The 19,496-nt window shown below is 43.5% G+C and carries 19 protein-coding genes; 8 read left to right on the top strand and 11 right to left on the bottom strand.

Annotated features, from left to right (window positions below; all coding sequences use genetic code 11):
* Positions 1-70 precede the first annotated feature (70 nt).
* Positions 71-814, top strand: a complete 744-nt coding sequence (locus tag DYD54_RS08750; RefSeq protein WP_063514575.1) for a pseudouridine synthase — start codon at positions 71-73, stop codon at positions 812-814.
* 28 nt (positions 815-842) lie between these two features.
* Here the strand turns inward: DYD54_RS08750 and DYD54_RS08745 are convergent, their stop codons facing one another.
* Positions 843-2,603: a M61 family metallopeptidase gene (locus DYD54_RS08745; protein WP_063514574.1), complete on the bottom strand. Its 1,761-nt coding sequence runs from the start codon at positions 2,601-2,603 to the stop codon at positions 843-845.
* A 216-nt stretch (positions 2,604-2,819) separates the two neighbouring features.
* Between DYD54_RS08745 and DYD54_RS08740 the strand changes: the two genes are divergently transcribed.
* Complete coding sequence (locus DYD54_RS08740) at positions 2,820-3,305, top strand: FKBP-type peptidyl-prolyl cis-trans isomerase (protein WP_063514573.1); 486 nt, start codon at positions 2,820-2,822, stop codon at positions 3,303-3,305.
* Between the two features lie 132 nt (positions 3,306-3,437).
* Here the strand turns inward: DYD54_RS08740 and DYD54_RS08735 are convergent, their stop codons facing one another.
* From DYD54_RS08735 to gatC, 10 genes are all read right to left on the bottom strand, one after another.
* A complete protein-coding gene (locus DYD54_RS08735) occupies positions 3,438-4,199 on the bottom strand; it encodes an SIR2 family NAD-dependent protein deacylase (protein WP_370446612.1) in 762 nt (253 codons plus the stop codon).
* Positions 4,200-4,244: 45 nt separating this feature from the next.
* Positions 4,245-4,739: a restriction endonuclease subunit S gene (locus tag DYD54_RS08730; RefSeq protein WP_084260679.1), complete on the bottom strand. Its 495-nt coding sequence runs from the start codon at positions 4,737-4,739 to the stop codon at positions 4,245-4,247.
* A complete protein-coding gene (locus DYD54_RS11445) occupies positions 4,736-5,914 on the bottom strand; it encodes a restriction endonuclease subunit S (RefSeq protein ID WP_172459599.1) in 1,179 nt (392 codons plus the stop codon). The genes DYD54_RS08730 and DYD54_RS11445 overlap by 4 nt, the downstream gene beginning before the upstream one ends.
* Entirely contained in the window at positions 5,907-7,829 is a 1,923-nt protein-coding gene (locus DYD54_RS08720; RefSeq protein ID WP_063514571.1) for an HsdM family class I SAM-dependent methyltransferase, read from the bottom strand. Before DYD54_RS08720 ends, DYD54_RS11445 begins: the two co-directional genes overlap by 8 nt.
* A gap of 71 nt (positions 7,830-7,900) precedes the next feature.
* Positions 7,901-9,370, bottom strand: coding sequence for an Asp-tRNA(Asn)/Glu-tRNA(Gln) amidotransferase subunit GatB (gene gatB / locus DYD54_RS08715; protein ID WP_063514570.1), 1,470 nt, complete (start codon positions 9,368-9,370; stop codon positions 7,901-7,903).
* A gap of 15 nt (positions 9,371-9,385) precedes the next feature.
* Entirely contained in the window at positions 9,386-9,781 is a 396-nt protein-coding gene (locus tag DYD54_RS08710; protein WP_063514569.1) for a type II toxin-antitoxin system VapC family toxin, read from the bottom strand.
* Positions 9,778-10,014 (bottom strand): hypothetical protein, encoded by a 237-nt coding sequence (locus DYD54_RS08705; protein ID WP_063514568.1) that lies wholly within the window; start codon positions 10,012-10,014, stop codon positions 9,778-9,780. The genes DYD54_RS08710 and DYD54_RS08705 overlap by 4 nt, the downstream gene beginning before the upstream one ends.
* A 55-nt stretch (positions 10,015-10,069) precedes the next feature.
* On the bottom strand, positions 10,070-11,548 hold the full coding sequence (gene gatA, locus DYD54_RS08700; protein WP_063514567.1) for an Asp-tRNA(Asn)/Glu-tRNA(Gln) amidotransferase subunit GatA: 1,479 nt from the start codon (positions 11,546-11,548) through the stop codon (positions 10,070-10,072).
* A gap of 127 nt (positions 11,549-11,675) precedes the next feature.
* Positions 11,676-14,234: a TonB-dependent receptor gene (locus DYD54_RS08695; RefSeq protein WP_063514566.1), complete on the bottom strand. Its 2,559-nt coding sequence runs from the start codon at positions 14,232-14,234 to the stop codon at positions 11,676-11,678.
* A gap of 197 nt (positions 14,235-14,431) precedes the next feature.
* Positions 14,432-14,725, bottom strand: a complete 294-nt coding sequence (gene gatC / locus DYD54_RS08690) for an Asp-tRNA(Asn)/Glu-tRNA(Gln) amidotransferase subunit GatC (RefSeq protein WP_063514565.1) — start codon at positions 14,723-14,725, stop codon at positions 14,432-14,434.
* A 136-nt stretch (positions 14,726-14,861) separates the two neighbouring features.
* Between gatC and DYD54_RS08685 the strand changes: the two genes are divergently transcribed.
* From DYD54_RS08685 to rplW, 6 genes are all read left to right on the top strand, one after another.
* Positions 14,862-15,467: a Maf family protein gene (locus tag DYD54_RS08685; RefSeq protein WP_063515029.1), complete on the top strand. Its 606-nt coding sequence runs from the start codon at positions 14,862-14,864 to the stop codon at positions 15,465-15,467.
* Positions 15,468-15,542: 75 nt separating this feature from the next.
* Positions 15,543-17,045 carry an Rne/Rng family ribonuclease gene (locus DYD54_RS08680; RefSeq protein WP_063514564.1) on the top strand — a complete coding sequence of 501 codons (1,503 nt, stop codon included), beginning with the start codon at positions 15,543-15,545 and terminating at the stop codon, positions 17,043-17,045.
* Positions 17,046-17,544: 499 nt separating this feature from the next.
* Entirely contained in the window at positions 17,545-17,856 is a 312-nt protein-coding gene (gene rpsJ / locus DYD54_RS08675; protein WP_003656991.1) for a 30S ribosomal protein S10, read from the top strand.
* A gap of 48 nt (positions 17,857-17,904) precedes the next feature.
* Positions 17,905-18,543, top strand: coding sequence for a 50S ribosomal protein L3 (gene rplC / locus DYD54_RS08670; RefSeq protein WP_036364330.1), 639 nt, complete (start codon positions 17,905-17,907; stop codon positions 18,541-18,543).
* A gap of 14 nt (positions 18,544-18,557) precedes the next feature.
* Entirely contained in the window at positions 18,558-19,160 is a 603-nt protein-coding gene (gene rplD, locus DYD54_RS08665; protein ID WP_036364327.1) for a 50S ribosomal protein L4, read from the top strand.
* Positions 19,157-19,486 (top strand): 50S ribosomal protein L23, encoded by a 330-nt coding sequence (gene rplW, locus DYD54_RS08660; RefSeq protein ID WP_036364324.1) that lies wholly within the window; start codon positions 19,157-19,159, stop codon positions 19,484-19,486. The genes rplD and rplW overlap by 4 nt, the downstream gene beginning before the upstream one ends.
* Positions 19,487-19,496: the final 10 nt, after the last annotated feature.

The raw sequence follows: 19,496 nt of genomic DNA, 5'->3' as shown, positions 1-19,496 counted from the left end.
AGTTAGTATTCAAAACCAGATGATGTTACCATATCATCTGGTTTTTTATTGGATAAGCTAAAATAACGACATGGCAAATGTGATTTTATTTAATAAGCCATATGGTGTTCACAGTCAATTTCGTAAAGATAATGATGACATGGCGACGTTGGCAGATTTTTTTGCTGATAAGACGCTGCGTGTGGCGGGCAGGCTTGATAAAGACAGCGAAGGGTTGTTGATATTGACTGATGATGGTGCGCTCAATCATGCCATCACCACACCACCGAATAAAGGCAACGCCAAAGAACATGGCAAGACTTATCTGGTACAGGTGGAGAATATACCCACTGCTGAGCAGCTGCATCAATTATCATCAGGCGTGCCATTAAAAGATGGTAAAACTTTACCCGCTGTAGTCAGGCATCTGTCCGAAGATGAGCTGCCGATCGAGCTGTGGCGGCGTGATCCACCCATCCGCGAACGCAAATCCATCCCGACATCGTGGCTGTCTATGACGATTTTTGAGGGTAAGAATCGTCAGGTTCGTCGAATGGTTGCACACGTTGGCTTGCCATGTCTAAGGTTGATACGCTATCAGGTCGGTCAGTGGTCGTTGGGTGATAAGGTGCAACAACTCGGTGTGGGTGAACAATTGCCTATTCAGCTATCTGATGATGAGCTTAACAAGCTTAGCGTGAGCAAAAATAACACACTCAAGCCATCAAAATCCAAGCCATCAAAGACATCTAAATTCTCACCCAAATCAACAAAGCCTAATCACCCAAAGAATCGCCACCATCAAGCAAATAATAAAAAACGCCCAAAATTTTAGGGCGTTTTTATTCATGATAAGCTTTAAATTAGTTTAGCCAGATGCTATCGGTGTTATCAACCAAGCTTACCTGTCGGTATTCAAATGATCCACCATGCACATTAAATGTCATGAGCTCATCTCGGCGGAATGCATGAACGACGACGGGCTTGTCATCATGATTTTGACGCTTCGTGGTGGATTCGATGAGTTTTTGACTTGCTTTTAAGCCGTCGATGGCGACGATGACATCATTGGCGGACAGACCTGCCTTACTGGCTGGGCTTTGGCGGATGAGATGCTTGATTTTGATACCGCTTGGCAGCTCTTCTGTCGTCATACCCCAGGCTCTGTGTTGAGCTTTGGCGGTGATTTCAATGCCAAACTCTGCCAGCATCTCTTCAATGGGTAGTGATTGGCGACCGATGACATAATTATCAAAAAACACCTGCCACACATCACACCCGATCATATCGCCAACCACCTCACCAAGATTCTCATGTGTCATGCCAAAGCGACGATTGTCCTGCTCGAGTGCCTTGGCGTAGAAGGCTCTGACGACATCGAATAAGCGATATTTGCCATCGGAGTGTTTTAGTAGGGTAAGATCCAGCAGTAGGGCGATGAGTGCGCCTTTATTGTAGTAGCTTACGCCTTGGTTGGTGGAGTTCTCGTCGGGTCGATAGAGCTTAATCCATGCATCAAAGCTGGATTCAGCGACGCTTTGTAAATCGCGACCAGCGGTCTGATAGTAGCGATTAATCTGTGCGGCGAGCAGTTTTAGGTAGGACGCTTTATCAATCACGCCCGAACGCAGCAGCATCAGATCATCGATATAGCTGGTAAATCCTTCAAAGACCCATAATAATGGCGAAGGCGCTTCGGTTTGTAATTGTGAATCCATCATCACGTCAGGGCGTACTGTTTTTACCCACCATGCGTGAAAATACTCATGGCTGCACAGCCCTAGATAGCGCTGATAATCACCACTTGGGATTGTGCCTTCATGAGTGCTCGGCAGGTCGGTACGTGGACTAACCAACGCGGTAGAATTGATGTGCTCAAGACCGCCATAATCTGAACCCGTCACCATGGTCATGAAGGTATAATCTTCAAATGGCGCGCTGCCCAGTTCGTCTAGGTAGGCTTGGCAAATTTTTTGAATGTCCTGTTGTAGGCGTGGCAGGTGCCCATGATGCTTGCCCGCGATAAAAAAACGATGCGGCAGGCCTTTACCGTCACTGTCTGTGATCGTAAAGGCAAATTCATCCTGAATACTGATTTCAAATGGATAATCATAGCTATCAAAGGCGGCTACAGGCTCTAAATGGTAGGTCTTGCCAACAGCATCATCAGCGCAAGTATGCTTTAGGCCGCAGGCGAGTGTCGCGTTGGGATTGAGTGCATAAAAAGCATTTGGCACATGCAGCGAGATGTTCGCGCCATTGCTCTCTTGCCCTGTTGGAACGACGAGCAGCGAACTAAAGTTCCCAAACAAGCGCGTATTATCCAAGAATGCTGTGCGCACCGACAGATCGTGACAATACACTTCATAATGCACATCGACGACATCTCCTGCCTTAATGTGGGTGAGTTCATAAGTATTCTTTGAGCGCTTAACGGCATCGAGTCGTGTATCATCATGATCGTACTGTACGAGCGTGATGTTTTTGCTAAACTCGCGAATCAGATAACTGCCTGCAATCCATGTCGGCAGCCATAATGTTGGTGCACCTACCCGCGCCTTAAAATTAAGATGAATATCGACAAGATGTTCATTAAATCTAGTAAAATCAACAATATATTTCATATTTTTCCTGTGCACGTTTATTAATTTATCGGCGCCATTATCATAGCATTAATCCATCATATAACCAAATAACAGATGATTGGACCGTTATGATGGATTTGAATGTTTTTTGTAACAGCAGCAACATCAGCCAAAAAGTCTGCTATAATGAAACTCGTGTTATCGCGATTGGAGTACCAACGCGTAAATTTATTCATCAAAAATAGGAATTCTCTTATGACAACCATCACAAAAGATTCTGTGGTTCAATTTAACTACACACTAACCAACGATCAAGGCGAGACATTGGATCAATCTCGTGGCACGCCACTTGCATATCTACACGGTCACCACAACATTATCCCAGGCCTAGAAGCTAAAATGGAAGGCAAGTCTGCTGGCGATAAATTCGTTGCGACCATCGCGCCAGAAGATGCGTACGGTGAATACATCGCAGAAGCGGTGCAATCTGTGCCACGCGCGAACTTCCAAGGTGTGGATAATATCGAAGTGGGCATGCAATTTCAGTCACAGACTGATGACGGTCATGTGATGTTGGTTACTGTTAAAGAAGTGACTGACGAAGAAGTTGTGGTTGATGGTAACCACCCATTGGCAGGTCAGGCATTGACTTTTGATGTTGAGATCGTAGAAGTGCGCGCAGCGACTGCTGATGAGATCGCACACGGCCACGCACACGGCGAAGGCGGCCATCATCACTAATTGATGATTAATAAAAAAGACCCTGATTTATTGGGGTCTTTTTTATTAATTTAATTCAAAGGATTTGATCTGGGTTATTATATCTTCACAATTCTGTGAACTGTCAAAGTCATACGTACATTTTACACAATATCAATCATGAGCATTCAACGCCCGCCAAATCTCATCTATCCCATGTATGCCCGTCATACCAAGCCCAATACCGCCTTGGGGTGTGGCAGGTTCTCGCAGGTTAATGCGAATCAGACGTGGGGCGAACTGCTCGCCAAAGCGTCTAACCGTCGGGATTGCTGTTCCTGCTCCAATCTCAATGACAACAGGATTTTGGTGGGTTGTCAAAAACTTGTGCAGGCGGGTTTCTTGCTCGTCCGTGCGATGAGATTGCCAAGCAAAATCGCCAAACATCAAGATATTTGGGCGTGCCAACCCGCCACAGTCAGGACAAGTGGGTAGCTCCCCAAGCCACTCGCATTTGTCATTGTCAATCACAGGCGTTAAGTCGTCCGCCGTCCAAATCTTATCAGAACAGGGTATGACACATTGCAAATGATGAATAGAGCCGTGGCATTCATAAACTTTGTCAGCGTCAAACCCTGCCTTGACAAATTGCCCGTCCACATTGCTGGTAAGGACAAAATAAGGCAAATCAAGGCGGTCAGCAAGTGCCAGTAACTTGCCAAAGCCTGCGTGGGGCGTGGTGGCTTTGTACAGTGCCAAACGGTGCCCATAAAATCCCCAAGCAAGGCGTGTATTTTGGGCGAAGGCTTGGGGGTTGGCGATGGTGGCAAAGTCCATCTGCCGTCTGCCAAGCTCGGGATAGGCTTGCCACATACCAGTATTGCCCCGAAAGTCAGGCAAGCCAGAATCCACGCCCATGCCTGCTCCTGCGGTGATGAGTAGGCTATCGGCGGATTGAAGTAGGGTTTGATGGTGGGCATTTTAGTATTCATAGTGCTGTAAAATTTGCAAAATCTTTTTCATCTCAACTGCTTTCATCATATTTTCCATATACGCCCAATTTGGCTCACCGTTATCATCGGTGGGTAGCACAATGGTTTGTTTTTGCATTCGTTGGGCGTTAAATTTATAACCGTATTGATATTTTTCTTTTTGTTGCAAAATAGCGGTTTTTAAAAATAAATACACCCATTTATTAGCATAATCTTTGTTTTTTAATTCCAGTCTTTTGACATCATCAGAAAAGATACAATCATAAGGGTGATAAAAATTTTCTACCACGCTACCATTATAATTTACCCCCAAAATATTTTGATCAAGACTGGCGTTGGCATTACCTATAAATTCAGTAATGCCATTATTAAATTCAGTCGCTCCAATAAATGGCATATCGCCTGCTATCATATCTGATTTGGTTAAACGCACACCAGATTTAATAAAAAACACTTGACTTAATTTAAATTTCGCCCATACTATCTCGGCTCGGCTCGGCTCGGCTCGGCTCGGCTCGGCTCGGCTCGGCTCGGCTCGGCTCGGCTCGGCTCGGCTCGGCTCGGCTCGGCTCGGCTCGGCTCGGCTAAGGTATTGTATTGATTAAGATAAGAAAGTAAAGTCTCTATTTTATCTTTTTCTATCTGTTTAATATAATCTTCCATAAATTGCCAGTTTGGATTGCCGTTTTTATCTATGGGTAGCATAATTTTTTGTACAGATAATCTTTCATTGTTGATAGAATATCCGTGACTAAATTTGTCCCTTTGGATAGAAATCATTAGACAAATATAAAACATTACATTTTTTGTTAAATTTATTTTTGGCAATAGGGCGGTAACGTGTGTATCAAGTGCTGTTTGCGTGGATTGATAATAGGCAAGCCCAACACCGCCATCGCCATCATTATTTAAGGTGATAATATGCTTGGGAAATAGTTTTTTGCCATTATTTGCTATAAAATCTTTATAGCCATTATCTACTTTACGAGCAGAAATTAGCGGAATATTGCCTTTTTCACATTTTGCCATATTGTTTTGATTGCCACGCATAAAGTTGAAGAAATCACTAATTTTGAATATATCCCATTGAATTTTAAGGGTTTTACCACCCCCTATACCATTCTTTAGCTGGCTGTCAAGTAGTTTATTTTGATAATAACCAATTAACTGCTTGATTTTTTCTTTTTCAATCTGTTTAATATAATCTTCCATAAATTGCCAATCGGGATTTCCTTGATTGTCAACAGGGAGTAATATATTTAGTTTATTTAATCTTTGACAAGCATTTCTTCCATAAGAAAATAAAATGCTTTGTCTATCTATACAGGTTGTTATAAATTTCAAGGTATTCTTGGAGATTTTTATTTTGATTTCCAGTGCTTTAACACGGGTTCCTATATAAAAGTTGCTTGGCTGTACAAAAGATTTAAACGTACCCCTATCTGCAAGACTAATAGTTGTATTGCTATTAAACATTATATAGTTTTGCATTTTTTTACTAAATGCTTGAATTCCATTATTGATTTCGCTATGGCTAACTATTGGTATATGACCTTGCTCTATTTTTGATAGAATTAAATCTTTTCCTGTATAGATATTAAAGAATTTCTCAATTGCAAAACCTTTCCATTCCCTATCCGTTAATTTTAACTTATTCATCATCATTTTCCCCAATCCCAAACAAATAACCACGCCCGTGCGTAATCATATTCACTTCAAAAGTCAAATAATCGGCGACCGTTTTTTCAAAATCGGCTTCACTGGGAACTTCATCATTAAAATAATAAAATGAGTGTAGCCATTCATCGTCAGCTTCAATGGTGGTCTCCACACAAAACTTGGTTGGAGCGGTGATTTCATCACGCCATACATTGAGTAAATGCTCTTTTTTGTCTTTGGCGGATTCGGTTTCTATTAAGCCTTTGTGTTTTTGGACTTCAAAGCCATCATCTTCAAAGTTAATAAATTTGACCAGTTTTTCTTTATCGTGCGGTATGCCTGCGGTAAATACGGCAATACACGGATTGGTTCCCACGCCATAAAAAGTATTTTTATTTAAAGTAATCACACCGTCTAAGGTATGATGTTTTAGAATATTGGCTTTGATGGCTTGTTCTTCTTTGGTTTTGCCTGTCATTGATGACTGTGGAACAATAACAACCGCCTTGCCATCTGGTGTTAAGCTGTTTAATAAATGCTCGGTAAAGGCAATTTCATACAGATTGGGATTTTGCTTTGAGCCTTGCGAATAGGGCGGATTCATCATACCAATATTACATCCCTTTAATTGTAATTTAGCAGGGTTTTGTTTTAGAAAATCTTCTTGGTCTAAATTGCTTTTGCCATCGCCACGCAAAATCATATTGGTGGTGGCAATGGTAAACATATACGGCTGTAATTCAATGCCGTGCAGTTGATTTTTGCGAATGTTGTTTTTTTGTTTATCGCTGGTGGCTTTTTGGAGCATATGGTGCATACCTGCAATCAAAAATCCAGCCGTGCCACAACACGGGTCAAGAATACAATCATCGGGCGATAGATTGACAAGTTCGCAAAAGATTTCGGTAATGTGTTTGGGTGTCAAAACAATGCCCAGCGTTTGCCCATCACCGCCAGAATATGACATAAACTCGCCATAAAACCGCCCCAAATAATCTTCGGCGGATTGGGTGTATTTTATGTTTTGATAAATGTGTCTGTATAAAAATTCGGTATAATGTTTTAGGGGTGTTTTCTTTAAGTTGTCATTAATTTCATTGATGATTTTGGTGTCTTTGATGACCGAAAATTGATTAAGCAATTTGTCTTTTTTGACTTCTGGCGATACTCTGACTCTTTTTAGATGATTTTCAATGGCGGTATAGATTTTTTCGCCATCGGTTGTTATGTCATCGCCAATCAAATCATCAATGGAGAAGTTTTTGTATTCCATTTCTCGTAAAGCTAATAAAATCCCAGAGACAAGTAAAGGCTTGTCTTTGTCCTGAATGCTCCCATAATTCCGCAAATCTTCGTGCAGGTCTTTGGCGTTTTTTAGAATTTCTGCGGTGGTTTTTTCTTCTGGTGTTTTTTCTTTTAGGATTTCTTTAATATAATATTCGTCAATATTGTTTTCATTAAAAGAAATAAAGGTTTCAATATTGTTTAATTCTTTATATTCACCACGCTCATTGATAAAAACGGGTGTGATGTGATGGCGTTTTTCATCGCCAGATACACCAATGGCAATAATCTTTTTATAAGAAGTGTTTTGGCTTAAATGAATGCCATAATGTATTGCACCATTTATTGCATAATTTTTGATACTATCTATTTCTTGACAAACAATCTTTTGTGTGTTGTATTTTTGATGCAAAGCGACATCTTTTTTGTCTTCAATGACAATCAAAAAATCTTTTACCACACCGACAAATTCAGGCATACCGACTTTGCCTGTTTTGGCTTTTGATGCACTTTTTAGGGCGGTATCTATTTCTAAAATAGAACTACCTTGTGCGTCAAAATTATCTGCAATATCAGCATTTTTTAATAAATCATATACCCAAAAGTCGGTAGATTTTTCTTTCTTTGCCATTGTTTATCCAAAATTTAATAGAAATAAATGCCTTATTTTAAGATAAGGCATTTATAAAAGTTTACCTAACTTTAACCAATCAATTTTTTAAGCAATTCATTCACCTGAGCTGGATTGGCTTTACCACGACTTGCTTTCATGACTTGTCCGACTAGTCCATTAAAGGCTTTTTCTTTTCCGCCTTTATATTCGTCCACCATAGCCTGATTATTGGCAAGCACTTCTTTAATAATGGCTTCAATCGCCCCTGTGTCGGTTTCTTGTTTTAAGCCTTTCTCGGCGATAATCTCATCGGCACTTTTATCAGATTCCCAAAGATAATTAAAGACTTCTTTGGCGATTTTACCGCTAATGGTATTATCCAAAATACGAGCAATAAGACCCGCCAAGCGTTCGGCAGAGATTGGTGATTTGTCAATGGTCAGCTCGTTTTTATTGAGTGAACCTGACAGCTCGCCCATGACCCAGTTTGCCCCGATTTTGGCGTTATTTTTGCCAATGATTTCAACCACTTGCAAGAAATAATCCGACAGCTCACGGCTACCATTTAGCACGTTGGCATCATAAGTGGTCAAGCCAAACTCACTGGAAAATCGCTCTTTACGCACGCTCGGTAGCTCTGGCATGTCGGCACGCACTTTGGCAAGCGTCTCATCAGAGATAACAACAGGCAACAGGTCGGGGTCGGGGAAGTAGCGGTAATCGTTGGCTTCTTCTTTGGTACGCATGGCGCGGGTTTCGTCTTTTTCGGGGTCGTATAGGCGTGTGGCTTGCACGACTTTACCGCCGTCTTCGATGACGTCAATTTGCCGTTCAATTTCGGATTTAATGGCTCGCTCAATAAAGCGGAACGAGTTTAGGTTTTTGAGTTCACAGCGAGTGCCAAAAGGCGTGTTTGGCTTGTGTACAGACACGTTGATGTCCGCACGGAAGCTACCTTCTGCCATAATCGCGTCCGAGATGCCAAGCCAAGTAACCAGCTCATGAATGGTCTTGACGTAAGCAACCGCTTCGCCCACCGAACGCATATCAGGCTCAGAGACGATTTCGATGAGTGGCGTACCAGCACGGTTCAAATCCACGCCTGTCATCTGCGGTACAGCGTCATGCACTGATTTACCAGCGTCTTCTTCTAGGTGGGCTCGTGTGATACCGATACGTTTGGTGTATTCGTCTTTTTGCCCTGCGTTTACAAGAATGTCAATGTAGCCACGTCCGACAATGGGGTTTGCCATTTGCGTGATTTGATAGCCTTTGGGTAGGTCGGGGTAGAAGTAGTTTTTGCGGTCAAAGGTGTTGTATGTGCCAAGCTCGGCATTGACACCCATGCCAAATTTTAAGGCACGCTCAATCACGCCTTCATTTAGCACAGGCAACGCCCCTGGAAAGCCCAAATCCACTATGGTGGCTTGGGTGTTTGGCTCTTGCCCAAAGGCGGTGGGGGCGTTTGAAAAGATTTTGCTGTCGGTGTTTAATTGGCAATGAATTTCAATACCAATCACGACTTCATAGCCGTCAATTAGGGGGGCTTGTTGGGTCATAGGGTTTCCTTGGATTTAAATCATTAAAATGGTTACGTCATCATATTGCTTGATTTTATCATCAGCCGTCATTAGGATGAACCGTTCGGTTTTGGCTTGGGTGATGAGCATTCTACCAAAAGGGTCTTTATGGATAAATGGCAAACGCCCAACTTCACTACTGTGCGTACCGTTTATGGTTAATTCTTGATAGTTTTCTTGCAAAAGCGTTTGATATAATAAATCAGGGCCAATCAATTCATCATCTTTTACTTTACCGCTACTAAGTTTGATGGCAACTTCCCAAATACTGGCAGAGCTAAACCATAATTCATTATTTGGATTGGTAATAATGTCTTTGGCTTGCTTGCTCAGTTTGGGGCTATTTTGCAATGCCCATAATAAAATGTGCGTGTCTAATAAATATCTCATACATCAAAATCCGTGATTTCAATGTCATCAAAATTATCAGGCACTTTGATATGGGATAATGCACCCAAACGGTAAGGGCGATTGTTTGGCGAAATTGGCGTATCCATTGTTTTATTTAATAAAAAATAAGGCTCGGAAATTTTTTGAAAAAACTCCGCCAAATTATCTTTGCCCACTTGGTTAATTAACTTTTGATAATAAATATCATCAAATTGTAAAGTAACAGTTTGCATGATTACTCCTTTATCATTAGCATAAGACAGTTTTGCCTTATGCTAATTTATCTGATTATTTGGCAATGCTTGATAACTCTTTATGAAACTCGGTATCCGCCTGATAAATATGAGCGGTTTTTAATAGTTCGCTTTCCGCCCAATGCTTGCCAATGAGTTGCAAGCCTACAGGCAAGCCGTTCGCTTGTCCTACGGGGTGCGATAGGGCGGGCAAACCTGCCAAGTTCACGCCGATGGTATATACGTCACCAAGATAGATGCTGGCAGGGTCTAAGTTCTCACCCAGCTTATAGGCGGTGGTCGGTGCAGTAGGGCTTGCGATGATGTCGCATTTTTCAAACGCCTTTTTAAAGTCGTCCACGATAAGACGGCGAACCTTTTGGGCTTTGGTATAATAAGCGTCAAAATACCCTGCCGATAGGGCATACGTTCCCATGATAATACGGCGCTGAACTTCAGTACCAAAGCCTTCAGAGCGGCTGCGCGTATATAGATCGATCAGATCTTTTGGATCTTTGCAGCGATAACCAAAGCGCACACCGTCATAGCGAGACAGGTTTGAGCTGGCTTCGGCAGGGGCGAGCAGATAATAAGTGGCAAGAGTTACGACAGGGTCGGTGATGTCCACTTCCACGATTTGAGCCCCCAGCTCTTCATATTTGGCTAGGGCGGTGCGAATGGATTTTTCTACTTCACTATCAAGACCTGCCCCAAAATACGCCTTTGCCACGCCGATTTTTTTGCCTGCTAGGGGTTTGCCGTCTGTTTTTGTCACCAAAATGTCCGCCACATAATCTTCGGTGGGGCGGTTGATGGATGTTGCGTCTTTGGGGTCGTGTCCTGTCATCGGGGAAAGCAGGTAGGCACAGTCTAGGGCGGATTTGCCAAAAGTGCCTGCTTGGTCAAGGCTTGACGCATAAGCAATCATGCCATAGCGAGACACACACCCATAGGTAGGCTTGATGCCTGTGATACCACAGAAGCTGGCTGGCTGGCGAATAGAGCCACCTGTGTCCGAGCCTGTCGCCACAGGAATGAACCCACTGGCGACCGCTGCCGCAGATCCGCCTGATGAACCACCTGGTACGCGAGCGGTGTCCCAGGGGTTGTGTACTGGACCAAAATACGAGCTTTCGTTGTCTGACCCCATGGCAAATTCGTCCATGTTGAGCTTACCTAGGCTGATAAATCCAGCGTTGGCGATGTTTTCCACCACGGTTGCGTTATAGGGCGAGACGAAATTGGATAGGATTTTTGAGCCTGCGGTGGTCAGCACGCCTTGGGTGCATAGGTTGTCTTTGTGTGCCATCGGTACGCCCAGCAAGGGACGAGTATCGCCACCTGCTCGTAGTTCGTCTGCTTGTTGGGCAAAAGATAGGGCGTTGTCAAAATCTTTGGTGATGAAACTGTTGATCTGTCCATCTAGGCGGTCAATGCGATTGATAAAATGCTGAACCAATTCGCGACTGCTGAAGGTTTTGTTTTTTAGCCCATCAACAAGCTCATGGACGGATAAGTGGTGAAACTGTGTCATAAATACCCTTAAAATCAATGTCTAACTGAGATGGGTATTATTCTATCATAAAAATGCCCAAAATCAGATGAGGTGTGCCAAACTTCCCCAAAAAAGCCCACCGTAATGGGCGGGCTTGGGCTTGGGGTTAAAATCTAAAATTAACGCCTAGACTAAAATGACGTCCCATCTGTGGAATGTATGGCAAAAAGGTTTCGTGAGCATACACACGTTCATTGAGCAGGTTGTTGGCTCGCATAAAGACCGAATAATCACGACCGCCTAAATAGCCATGATAATCAATGCCAAGATTGAGCATGTCATGCCCTTGGGTGGGACTTTCAAATTTGGAGATTTTGTCTTGCTCAAAGGTGCGAATGTATTCAAGATTTGCTGACCATTGGTCATCAAAATGGGCTTTTAGGCGAGTGCCAAGTCGCATGGGTGGCAGGCGTGGCGTGTAGCGGTCTTCTTGAGGGCCGTAGGTTTTACGTTGGCAAGGGCCAAAACAAAATGCCTTAAAATCAGTCACAATGTCAGGCAAATCATGCAGTCTGCCCTTGACGGTATCGCCAAAGACTGACGCGTGATATTTGGGGGTAAATTGATAGCCAATACTGCCCTCAAAACCGTAAAACTTGGCAGGTGCTTGGTCGTAGCGATTGATGCGTAGGTGGCGATAATGATTGACTTTGGCAGTGCCTAGATGTTCATTGATGGTTTGTAGGTAGATATAATTATCAAAATCATACAGATAGCCTGATAGCTTAAAATCCAACTTATCGCCTTGATGATTTAGGCTTAATTCATAGTTGTTGGTCTTTTCTTTGGTCAGATGGCGATTGCCGATTTCAAATGAGTTTGTCGCAAGGTGCATACCATGTGTATATAGCTCTTGGGGATTGGGCAGACGCTCTTGACGAGCCACATTAAAAGACAGCGTATAAGTTGGTAAAATCTCATAATGCAAGCCCAGTGCATAAGAATGGGCAGTCTTTTTGTGGGGATTGGTGGCATCTTTGGCATAAGCGATGGCATCTTCTAGTGCTTTATCTCTTAGACCCACGCTATGAAGTCGCATGGTTTGGTCAATATAGTTAAGGTCATAATCCATGGCTACTTTTTGCTTTTCAAGGCGTGTACCAAATTCCACTTGTAATTTACCAACATCATATCGCCCACTGGCAAATAGGCTTGAGTTTTTTAACTGATTTTGTGTTAAAAGCTGTTGTTTTCGCCAGTCATTTTGGGGAGATAATGCACTGTTGTCTTGCTCGGTATGTTGGATGCCCCACAGAGCTTTTAGTTGTGGCGTGATGTCATGTGTCAGCTCCAGACGTGCGACTTTGCCTTTGTTTTTAAAGGAAGTATTGACGACATGAGCCTCTTTTTCTTGGTGCTGATAATCCACATAGCCTAAATTGCCTCGCACCTTACTGATGCCTGCGATGGGATTGTGCCACTCACCACGCACGTCATAACGGCGTGTGGTCAAATCAACATGAGGCTCGGCAAGTTTTTCATGCTTAAGCACCAAGCCATGACTGTGACCATTGGCATGAACGTGTTCTTTGACGCAGTTGGGGCGTGGGTTGATGTAGTTGACATCACTTTCATCGATGAGCTGTGGGTATCTTGCCAAATAGGGGCGGTCAGGTAGGCTGTCAAAAATGGAGATGACTTCACAGCCTTCATACAGGTGGTTGTGTGCCGGCAGACCATATTTGTCTTTGCGTTCGCTGACTGCCATGCCGATATAACCGTTATTGCCGACCCATGATACCCCAAAACTGCCTGCTTTTGATTTGGCCCAGCTCTCTGGCAGTCGCTTGGCGGTTTGGCTTTTAACATCAGTGATGTCTTTGGTGAATTCATCTTTTAAGGCTTGATAGCCTTCTTCGGAGCGAATGAAGTAATTTTCATCTCGCCAATGCAATTTGACGCCATTTTTAAACGCCTCATATTCTTTTTGTAAGCCTGCCAATCTGTCTGGTGCTTTACTAAAGCGGTTGAGTTGGTCTAGGTCGGTAAATTCATGCAATATATAAGCAGGTGTTTTGTAGTCTTTGGCATCTTTGTGCAGACCTTCAACGTGCCAGACAAGATTTGACCCTGTTTGCACTGTTAATCCGCCCGTAACCAACTTTTCATCGTTGCCCGTGTTAAAGCGAATCCCTGCCTCGCCCTCAATGGCTTTGGTGGGCAGTTGAGCGGGGATTTTTTGGTCAATCACATTGACCACGCCAGCATGATTGCCTGATTTATACAGTAGAGTATTGACGCCCCGCACGACTTCTACCTGTCTTGCCAGTATGGTATCTACCATCACCGCATGGTCTGGCGATAGGTGTGCCATGTCAATCACATCAGCATTATTTTGCAAAATGGTGATGCGTTTGCCTTCTTGTCCACGAATGATGGGGGCAGACGCACCGCCACCAAACTGATTAGAATGAATGCCCAGCTCGCCATCTAAGGCATCACCAAGCGTGGTGGGGCGAGTTTTGAGTGCCTCTTTTTTAACCAAGATATGGCTCGCCTTCTTGCTGTCGCCAAACGCCAAACTTGATTGAAAGTTGCTACTGACAGTTGCTTGCAGTGCTTCTAGCTGTACGGTGGGTGTGCCATCATCGTCAGTGCTGTCGGCATGGCTTTGGGTGCTTGTGATGGCAACCAAGATGGCAAGTGTTAGCGTACTGTATTTCATGCGTGTTCCCTAGTATGGTATAAAATAACATATATTATAATATAAAATATAGTCAATTAGAGAAACACAATTTTGTGTTAATGTAGATATAATGTAATTAAAAAGCGGTTGGCAAACTACAAGTGTGATTTAAAGATGGGCATAAAACAAGCAAATCTGGCGACATGCTCAGATTTGCCTAATATGGTTTGGTGAATTTATTCAATCACTTGTGGCACCAGATACAGGCCATCTTGTGCGCTAGGCGCGACGGCTTGGAACGCGTCTCTGTCGATGTTAGGATTGGCGACATCTGCGCGCAACTCTTGGCAGGCTTCATGAATGTTTGCCAGTGGCTTGATGTCATCAGTATTAACGGCTGATAGTGTGTCCATCATGGACAGAATTTTGCTGATGTCGCTGGCATAGTCAGATGCTAGGTTTTCATCGATCGCCAGACGTGATAGCTTGGCGGCATTTAGAATGTCGCTACTGGATAATGTGTCGCTCATAAATTGCCCTTATCTTACAATGAATAAAAAATTGAAATCATAAATGGCGTTAATTGTAGCATATCTTAGTAATTGACAAAATCACTAATCAAGGATAAGTTAGGTATTTTTGTTAAAGAATGGGGGTTTTGGTATGATGCAGGTGATTTTGGCATCAACTTCACCGCGTCGTCGAGAGTTATTATCGGTTGCAGGCGTGGAATTTGAGGTGATGGCGGCGGACATTGATGAGACTTGGCAGACTGGTGAGAGCGCCAAAGAATACATTATTAGAATGGTGCAGAATAAGGCAGTGCGCGCAACTTCGATATTAAGTGATGACGGTAATCGAACTCAGAATCCTGCCATGATCATCACAGCAGATACCATTGGTGTCATCGATGATGAGGTGCTAACCAAGCCCATCAATAAGGCAGATGCCTTCACCATGTGGCAAAAAATGTCAGGCAGGGCGCACGAGGTATGGACAGCCGTCTGTGTCAGCATCGTTGAAGATGGCGCAATCAGACATCAAAAGTATGTTATTTGTCCAACGCAAGTACATTTTATACCGCTGACAGACGAGATGAAAGAGCGCTATTGGCAGACGGGTGAACCAGCTGATAAGGCGGGTGCATATGCTATCCAAGGCGGCGCGATGGCATGGGTTGAACGTATTGATGGAAGCTATACGAATGTGGTGGGCTTGCCATTGTCACAGACTCTGGCATTGATGAACGAGATGCAAGCTCATGTTGAATGATTGTCTTTGATATGATGAGGCTTGCGTCTGTAAGGAATTTAACTTACTATGATAGATTTGCGCTGTTAAATTATTATGGCTAATGAGATTTTAATTAATCATTGCTCGCTAGAGTCGCGTGTGGCGCTCATCATTGATGATGTGGTGAGTGAGATTTTTATTGAAAGATGCCAAGATGTGAGCTTGGTTGGTAATATTTATCTAGGCACGGTAGTGCGAGTGCTGCCAGGGATGCAGGCGGCATTTGTGGAGATTGGACGTGAGCGCACGGCGTTTTTGCACATAGATGACATGCAAAAAGCTGCACCGATGGACAAGCCAAATCAGCCCAAACCAAAAGCAAGTCCAGATGATTTGATTGAGCGCAGACTGTATCAAGGTGAGCGAATCTTAGTTCAGGTTATCAAAGATGAGCTGGGCACTAAAGGTGCACGCCTAACCACGAATATCTCGCTGCCGAGTCGTTATTTGGTGTACTTGCCTGATGATGACAACTATGTCGGTGTCTCCACTCGTCTCAGTGATCAGAAGGAGCGCAATCGCCTTAGAGGTGAGTTGGCTACAGTGATACAGGCGCTTAATTTTAAAGGCGGCTTGATTGCCCGCACCGCGGCTGAGCATATCGCACAGGCTAAGCTAGAAGAAGATGTTTATTATCTGCTTCAGTTGTGGCGCACCATACTAGCGCGTACATCATCTGCCAAGCTTCGTAAAGCCAAGCATGAGCTTGTTTATCAAGAGCCATCGCTACCACTTCGCTGCATTCGTGACTTGGCGAATGAACATACTGCCAGCATCGTGGTTGATTGTGAGATGGTTTATAGGGAGCTACGTGCATTTGCAGATGAATTCATGCCAGCCATCGCTGATAAGATTCATCACTACACGGATAATACGCCGTTATTTCATGTACGCGGCGTAGAGAGTGCCTTAAATGACGCGCTGATAAAGCGTGTTGATTTGTTATCAGGTGGCTATCTCATCATTGAACAGACCGAAGCGATGACGACCATTGATGTCAATACAGGCTCGTACATAGGTAAGCGATCATTAGAAGAGACGGTATATAAGACAAACCTAGAAGCGGCACAGTCCATTGCTCATCAGGTTCGTCTGCGCAATTTGGGCGGTATCATTATTCTAGACTTCATCGACATGGATAAGTCATCTCATCGAGATGCGGTATTAGAAGCTCTGCAGAGTGCGCTAGAGAATGACCCTGCGCGCATTAAAATCACGGGTGTCAGTGAGCTTGGATTGGTTGAGATGACGCGAAAGCGCACACGCGAAAGCTTGCCTCAGCAGCTGTGTGAGCCTTGCCCGGTGTGCGCAGGAAAGGGCATAATCAAAAGCAAAGATACCATTGCATTTGATATCATCAGACGATTATTGCAGTTAGCAAGCCAAACTACGAAAGTCAATAACTTTACAATCATTGCTAGTCAGGTCATGACGGACTATCTAAAGGATAATCACATAGACACAATAAACGATATCATTAAACCAACTAATACTACGATACAATTTAAAATTAGTCAGCATTACCACCAAGAACAGTATGAGGTCATTTTTGATTGATTTTATAAATAAAAAATGTTATTATATTTAAGTAAATTGATAAGAGATGAATAAATTATCACACGACGGGGCATAAAAATAATACGTTTTTTGAGCAAAATTGCGCCGAAGAATGTTTTGTAAAAATATTGTAATTTATTCATAAAAACTTAATAAAAGCCTTGCATCCATCCTATTTTGATGTATAATATGGGCTCATTATGTTTTAGCGTTGCGCTTTTTAATCCGCTGTGTCGTGATTGAAAAGAACAAAATTTGATAAAAATTGGTTCTCTACAAGAACGATAGAGAATTTAAAAAGGACAACGCCACAGCCGAAGCATCGTTTTTGGCACTATAACAACACCCCTGCTGTCTAGCCATTTGTGCATGATGGGCAGGGATTGGATTATTTTGTCTAAAGCCTAGCTTTCGGCAAAAGATTATGAAAATGGTATAGCTGAAGTCATCTTTTGATGATGGAAGTTTTATAAAGCACTTAATTTAGGAGCTTGTTGGCATGGCTAACCAGAGAATCCGTATCCGACTAAAGTCTTTTGACCATCGTCTGATTGACCAGTCGGCACAAGAGATTGTCGATACTGCAAAGCGCACAGGCGCACAAGTTTGTGGACCTGTTCCCTTGCCGACTCGTATTGAGCGGTTCAACGTATTGACATCACCACACGTCAACAAAGACGCTCGCGACCAGTACGAAATTCGCACCCACAAGCGCATGATTGACATCGTACAGCCTACCGACAAAACTGTCGATGCGTTGATGAAGCTTGATCTAGCGGCCGGTGTTGATGTTCAAATCGCCCTAGGCTAATTGAACGACTGGTTTAATATAAACGATTATTAAAGTAAGAGGTCTAAAATGGCGATTGGTTTAGTCGGTAAAAAATGCGGCATGACCCGAGTCTTTACTGAAGCAGGTGTATCTATCCCTGTAACAGTGGTTGAGGTTGACGCAAACCGCATCTCGCAAATCAAAACAGTAGACACCGATGGCTATAGCGCAATCCAAGTAACCACTGGCGTGCGTCGTGACAGCCGTGTGACTGCTGCTCAAAAAGGACACTTCGCAAAAGCTGGCGTAGCTGCTGGTCGTGGTGTTTGGGAATTCCGTGCAGACGAGAGCGAACTAGAAGGTCGCGAAGTTGGCGCAAACATTTTGGCAGACCTATTTGAAGTTGGTCAGTTGGTTGATGTAACTGGTCAATCTAAAGGTAAAGGTTTCCAAGGTGGTGTTAAGCGTCATAACTTCCGTACTCAAGACGCAACTCACGGTAACTCTGTATCGCATCGTGTACTTGGTTCTACTGGTCAAAACCAGACACCAGGTAAAGTATTTAAAGGCAAAAAGATGCCAGGTCAAATGGGTAACAAGCGTGTTACTGTTCAAGGCCTTGAAATCGTGTCTGTTGATGCTGAAAAAGGTGTACTGGTCATCAAAGGCGCGCTTCCAGGTGCTAATGGTGGCGATGTTATCGTACGTCCGTCAGTCAAAGCCTAGTAAAGGGGATTAACGTGAATTTAAAAACTGTTACAGGTGCGGCGGTTGAACTTTCAGAGATCACATTTGGTCGTGAGTTCAATGAAGCCTTGGTACACCAAGTAGTAACTGCTTACCTAGCTGGCGCTCGTCAAGGTACTCGTGCACAAAAAACTCGTGGCGAAGTATCAGGCGGTGGTAAAAAACCATGGCGTCAAAAAGGCACTGGTCGCGCTCGTGCTGGCTCTATCCGTAGCCCGATTTGGGTTGGTGGTGGTCGTGCATTCGCAGCAAAACCACAAGACTGGTCTCAAAAAGTAAACCGTAAAATGTACCGCGGTGCAATGCAGTGCATCCTAGCTGAGCTAGTACGTCAAGAGCGTCTAGTATTGGTTGATGATATTGCTGTAGATAGCCCAAAAACTAAAGGCCTAGTTGCAAAACTGGCTGAACTAAATGCACCACGTGCACTTATCGTAACTCACGAAGTTGACGAAAACTTGTACTTGGCTGCACGTAACATTCCACACGTGAATGTACTTGGTACTCGTGAAGTTGATCCAGTTAGCTTGGTTTCTTTTGATAAAGTTATCATGACTGTTGAAGCTGCCAAACAATTTGAGGAGACACTAGCATGAGTAACGCAAGATTGTATCAAGTGCTAAAAGCACCTGTATTCTCTGAAAAATCTCAACGTCTAGGCGATAGCCTTGGTGTACAGGTTTTCAAAGTTGACAGCAATGCTACTAAGCGTGAGATCAAACAAGCAGTTGAACTAATGTTTGAAGGTGTTGAAGTTGTTAAAGTAAACACTTTGAATACTAAAGGTAAAACTAAGCGTTTTGGTCGTGTGGTTGGTAAGCGTTCAGACGTGAAAAAAGCGTATGTTACCCTAAAAGCAGGTTCAGACGTACAAATCGGTGCTGGTGAAGAAGTCACTAGTGAAACAGCGACTAACGAATAAGGACTAGAAT

The organism is Moraxella ovis (assembly GCF_900453105.1).
Classification (GTDB): Bacteria; Pseudomonadota; Gammaproteobacteria; order Pseudomonadales; family Moraxellaceae; genus Moraxella; species Moraxella ovis.
Note: the sequence above shows the minus strand (reverse complement) of the source record. Positions and strands in the feature narration are given on the sequence as shown.

Coding starts and splice junctions, on each gene's coding strand:
- DYD54_RS08750 (WP_063514575.1), top strand. CDS start 71: ATGGCAAATGTGATTTTATTTAATAAGCCATATGGTGTTCACAGTCAA.
- DYD54_RS08745 (WP_063514574.1), bottom strand. CDS start 2,603: ATGAAATATATTGTTGATTTTACTAGATTTAATGAACATCTTGTCGAT.
- DYD54_RS08740 (WP_063514573.1), top strand. CDS start 2,820: ATGACAACCATCACAAAAGATTCTGTGGTTCAATTTAACTACACACTA.
- DYD54_RS11445 (WP_172459599.1), bottom strand. CDS start 5,914: ATGAATAAGTTAAAATTAACGGATAGGGAATGGAAAGGTTTTGCAATT.
- DYD54_RS08720 (WP_063514571.1), bottom strand. CDS start 7,829: ATGGCAAAGAAAGAAAAATCTACCGACTTTTGGGTATATGATTTATTA.
- gatB (WP_063514570.1), bottom strand. CDS start 9,370: ATGACCCAACAAGCCCCCCTAATTGACGGCTATGAAGTCGTGATTGGT.
- DYD54_RS08710 (WP_063514569.1), bottom strand. CDS start 9,781: ATGAGATATTTATTAGACACGCACATTTTATTATGGGCATTGCAAAAT.
- DYD54_RS08705 (WP_063514568.1), bottom strand. CDS start 10,014: ATGCAAACTGTTACTTTACAATTTGATGATATTTATTATCAAAAGTTA.
- gatA (WP_063514567.1), bottom strand. CDS start 11,548: ATGACACAGTTTCACCACTTATCCGTCCATGAGCTTGTTGATGGGCTA.
- DYD54_RS08695 (WP_063514566.1), bottom strand. CDS start 14,234: ATGAAATACAGTACGCTAACACTTGCCATCTTGGTTGCCATCACAAGC.
- gatC (WP_063514565.1), bottom strand. CDS start 14,725: ATGAGCGACACATTATCCAGTAGCGACATTCTAAATGCCGCCAAGCTA.
- DYD54_RS08685 (WP_063515029.1), top strand. CDS start 14,862: ATGCAGGTGATTTTGGCATCAACTTCACCGCGTCGTCGAGAGTTATTA.
- DYD54_RS08680 (WP_063514564.1), top strand. CDS start 15,543: ATGGCTAATGAGATTTTAATTAATCATTGCTCGCTAGAGTCGCGTGTG.
- rpsJ (WP_003656991.1), top strand. CDS start 17,545: ATGGCTAACCAGAGAATCCGTATCCGACTAAAGTCTTTTGACCATCGT.
- rplC (WP_036364330.1), top strand. CDS start 17,905: ATGGCGATTGGTTTAGTCGGTAAAAAATGCGGCATGACCCGAGTCTTT.
- rplW (WP_036364324.1), top strand. CDS start 19,157: ATGAGTAACGCAAGATTGTATCAAGTGCTAAAAGCACCTGTATTCTCT.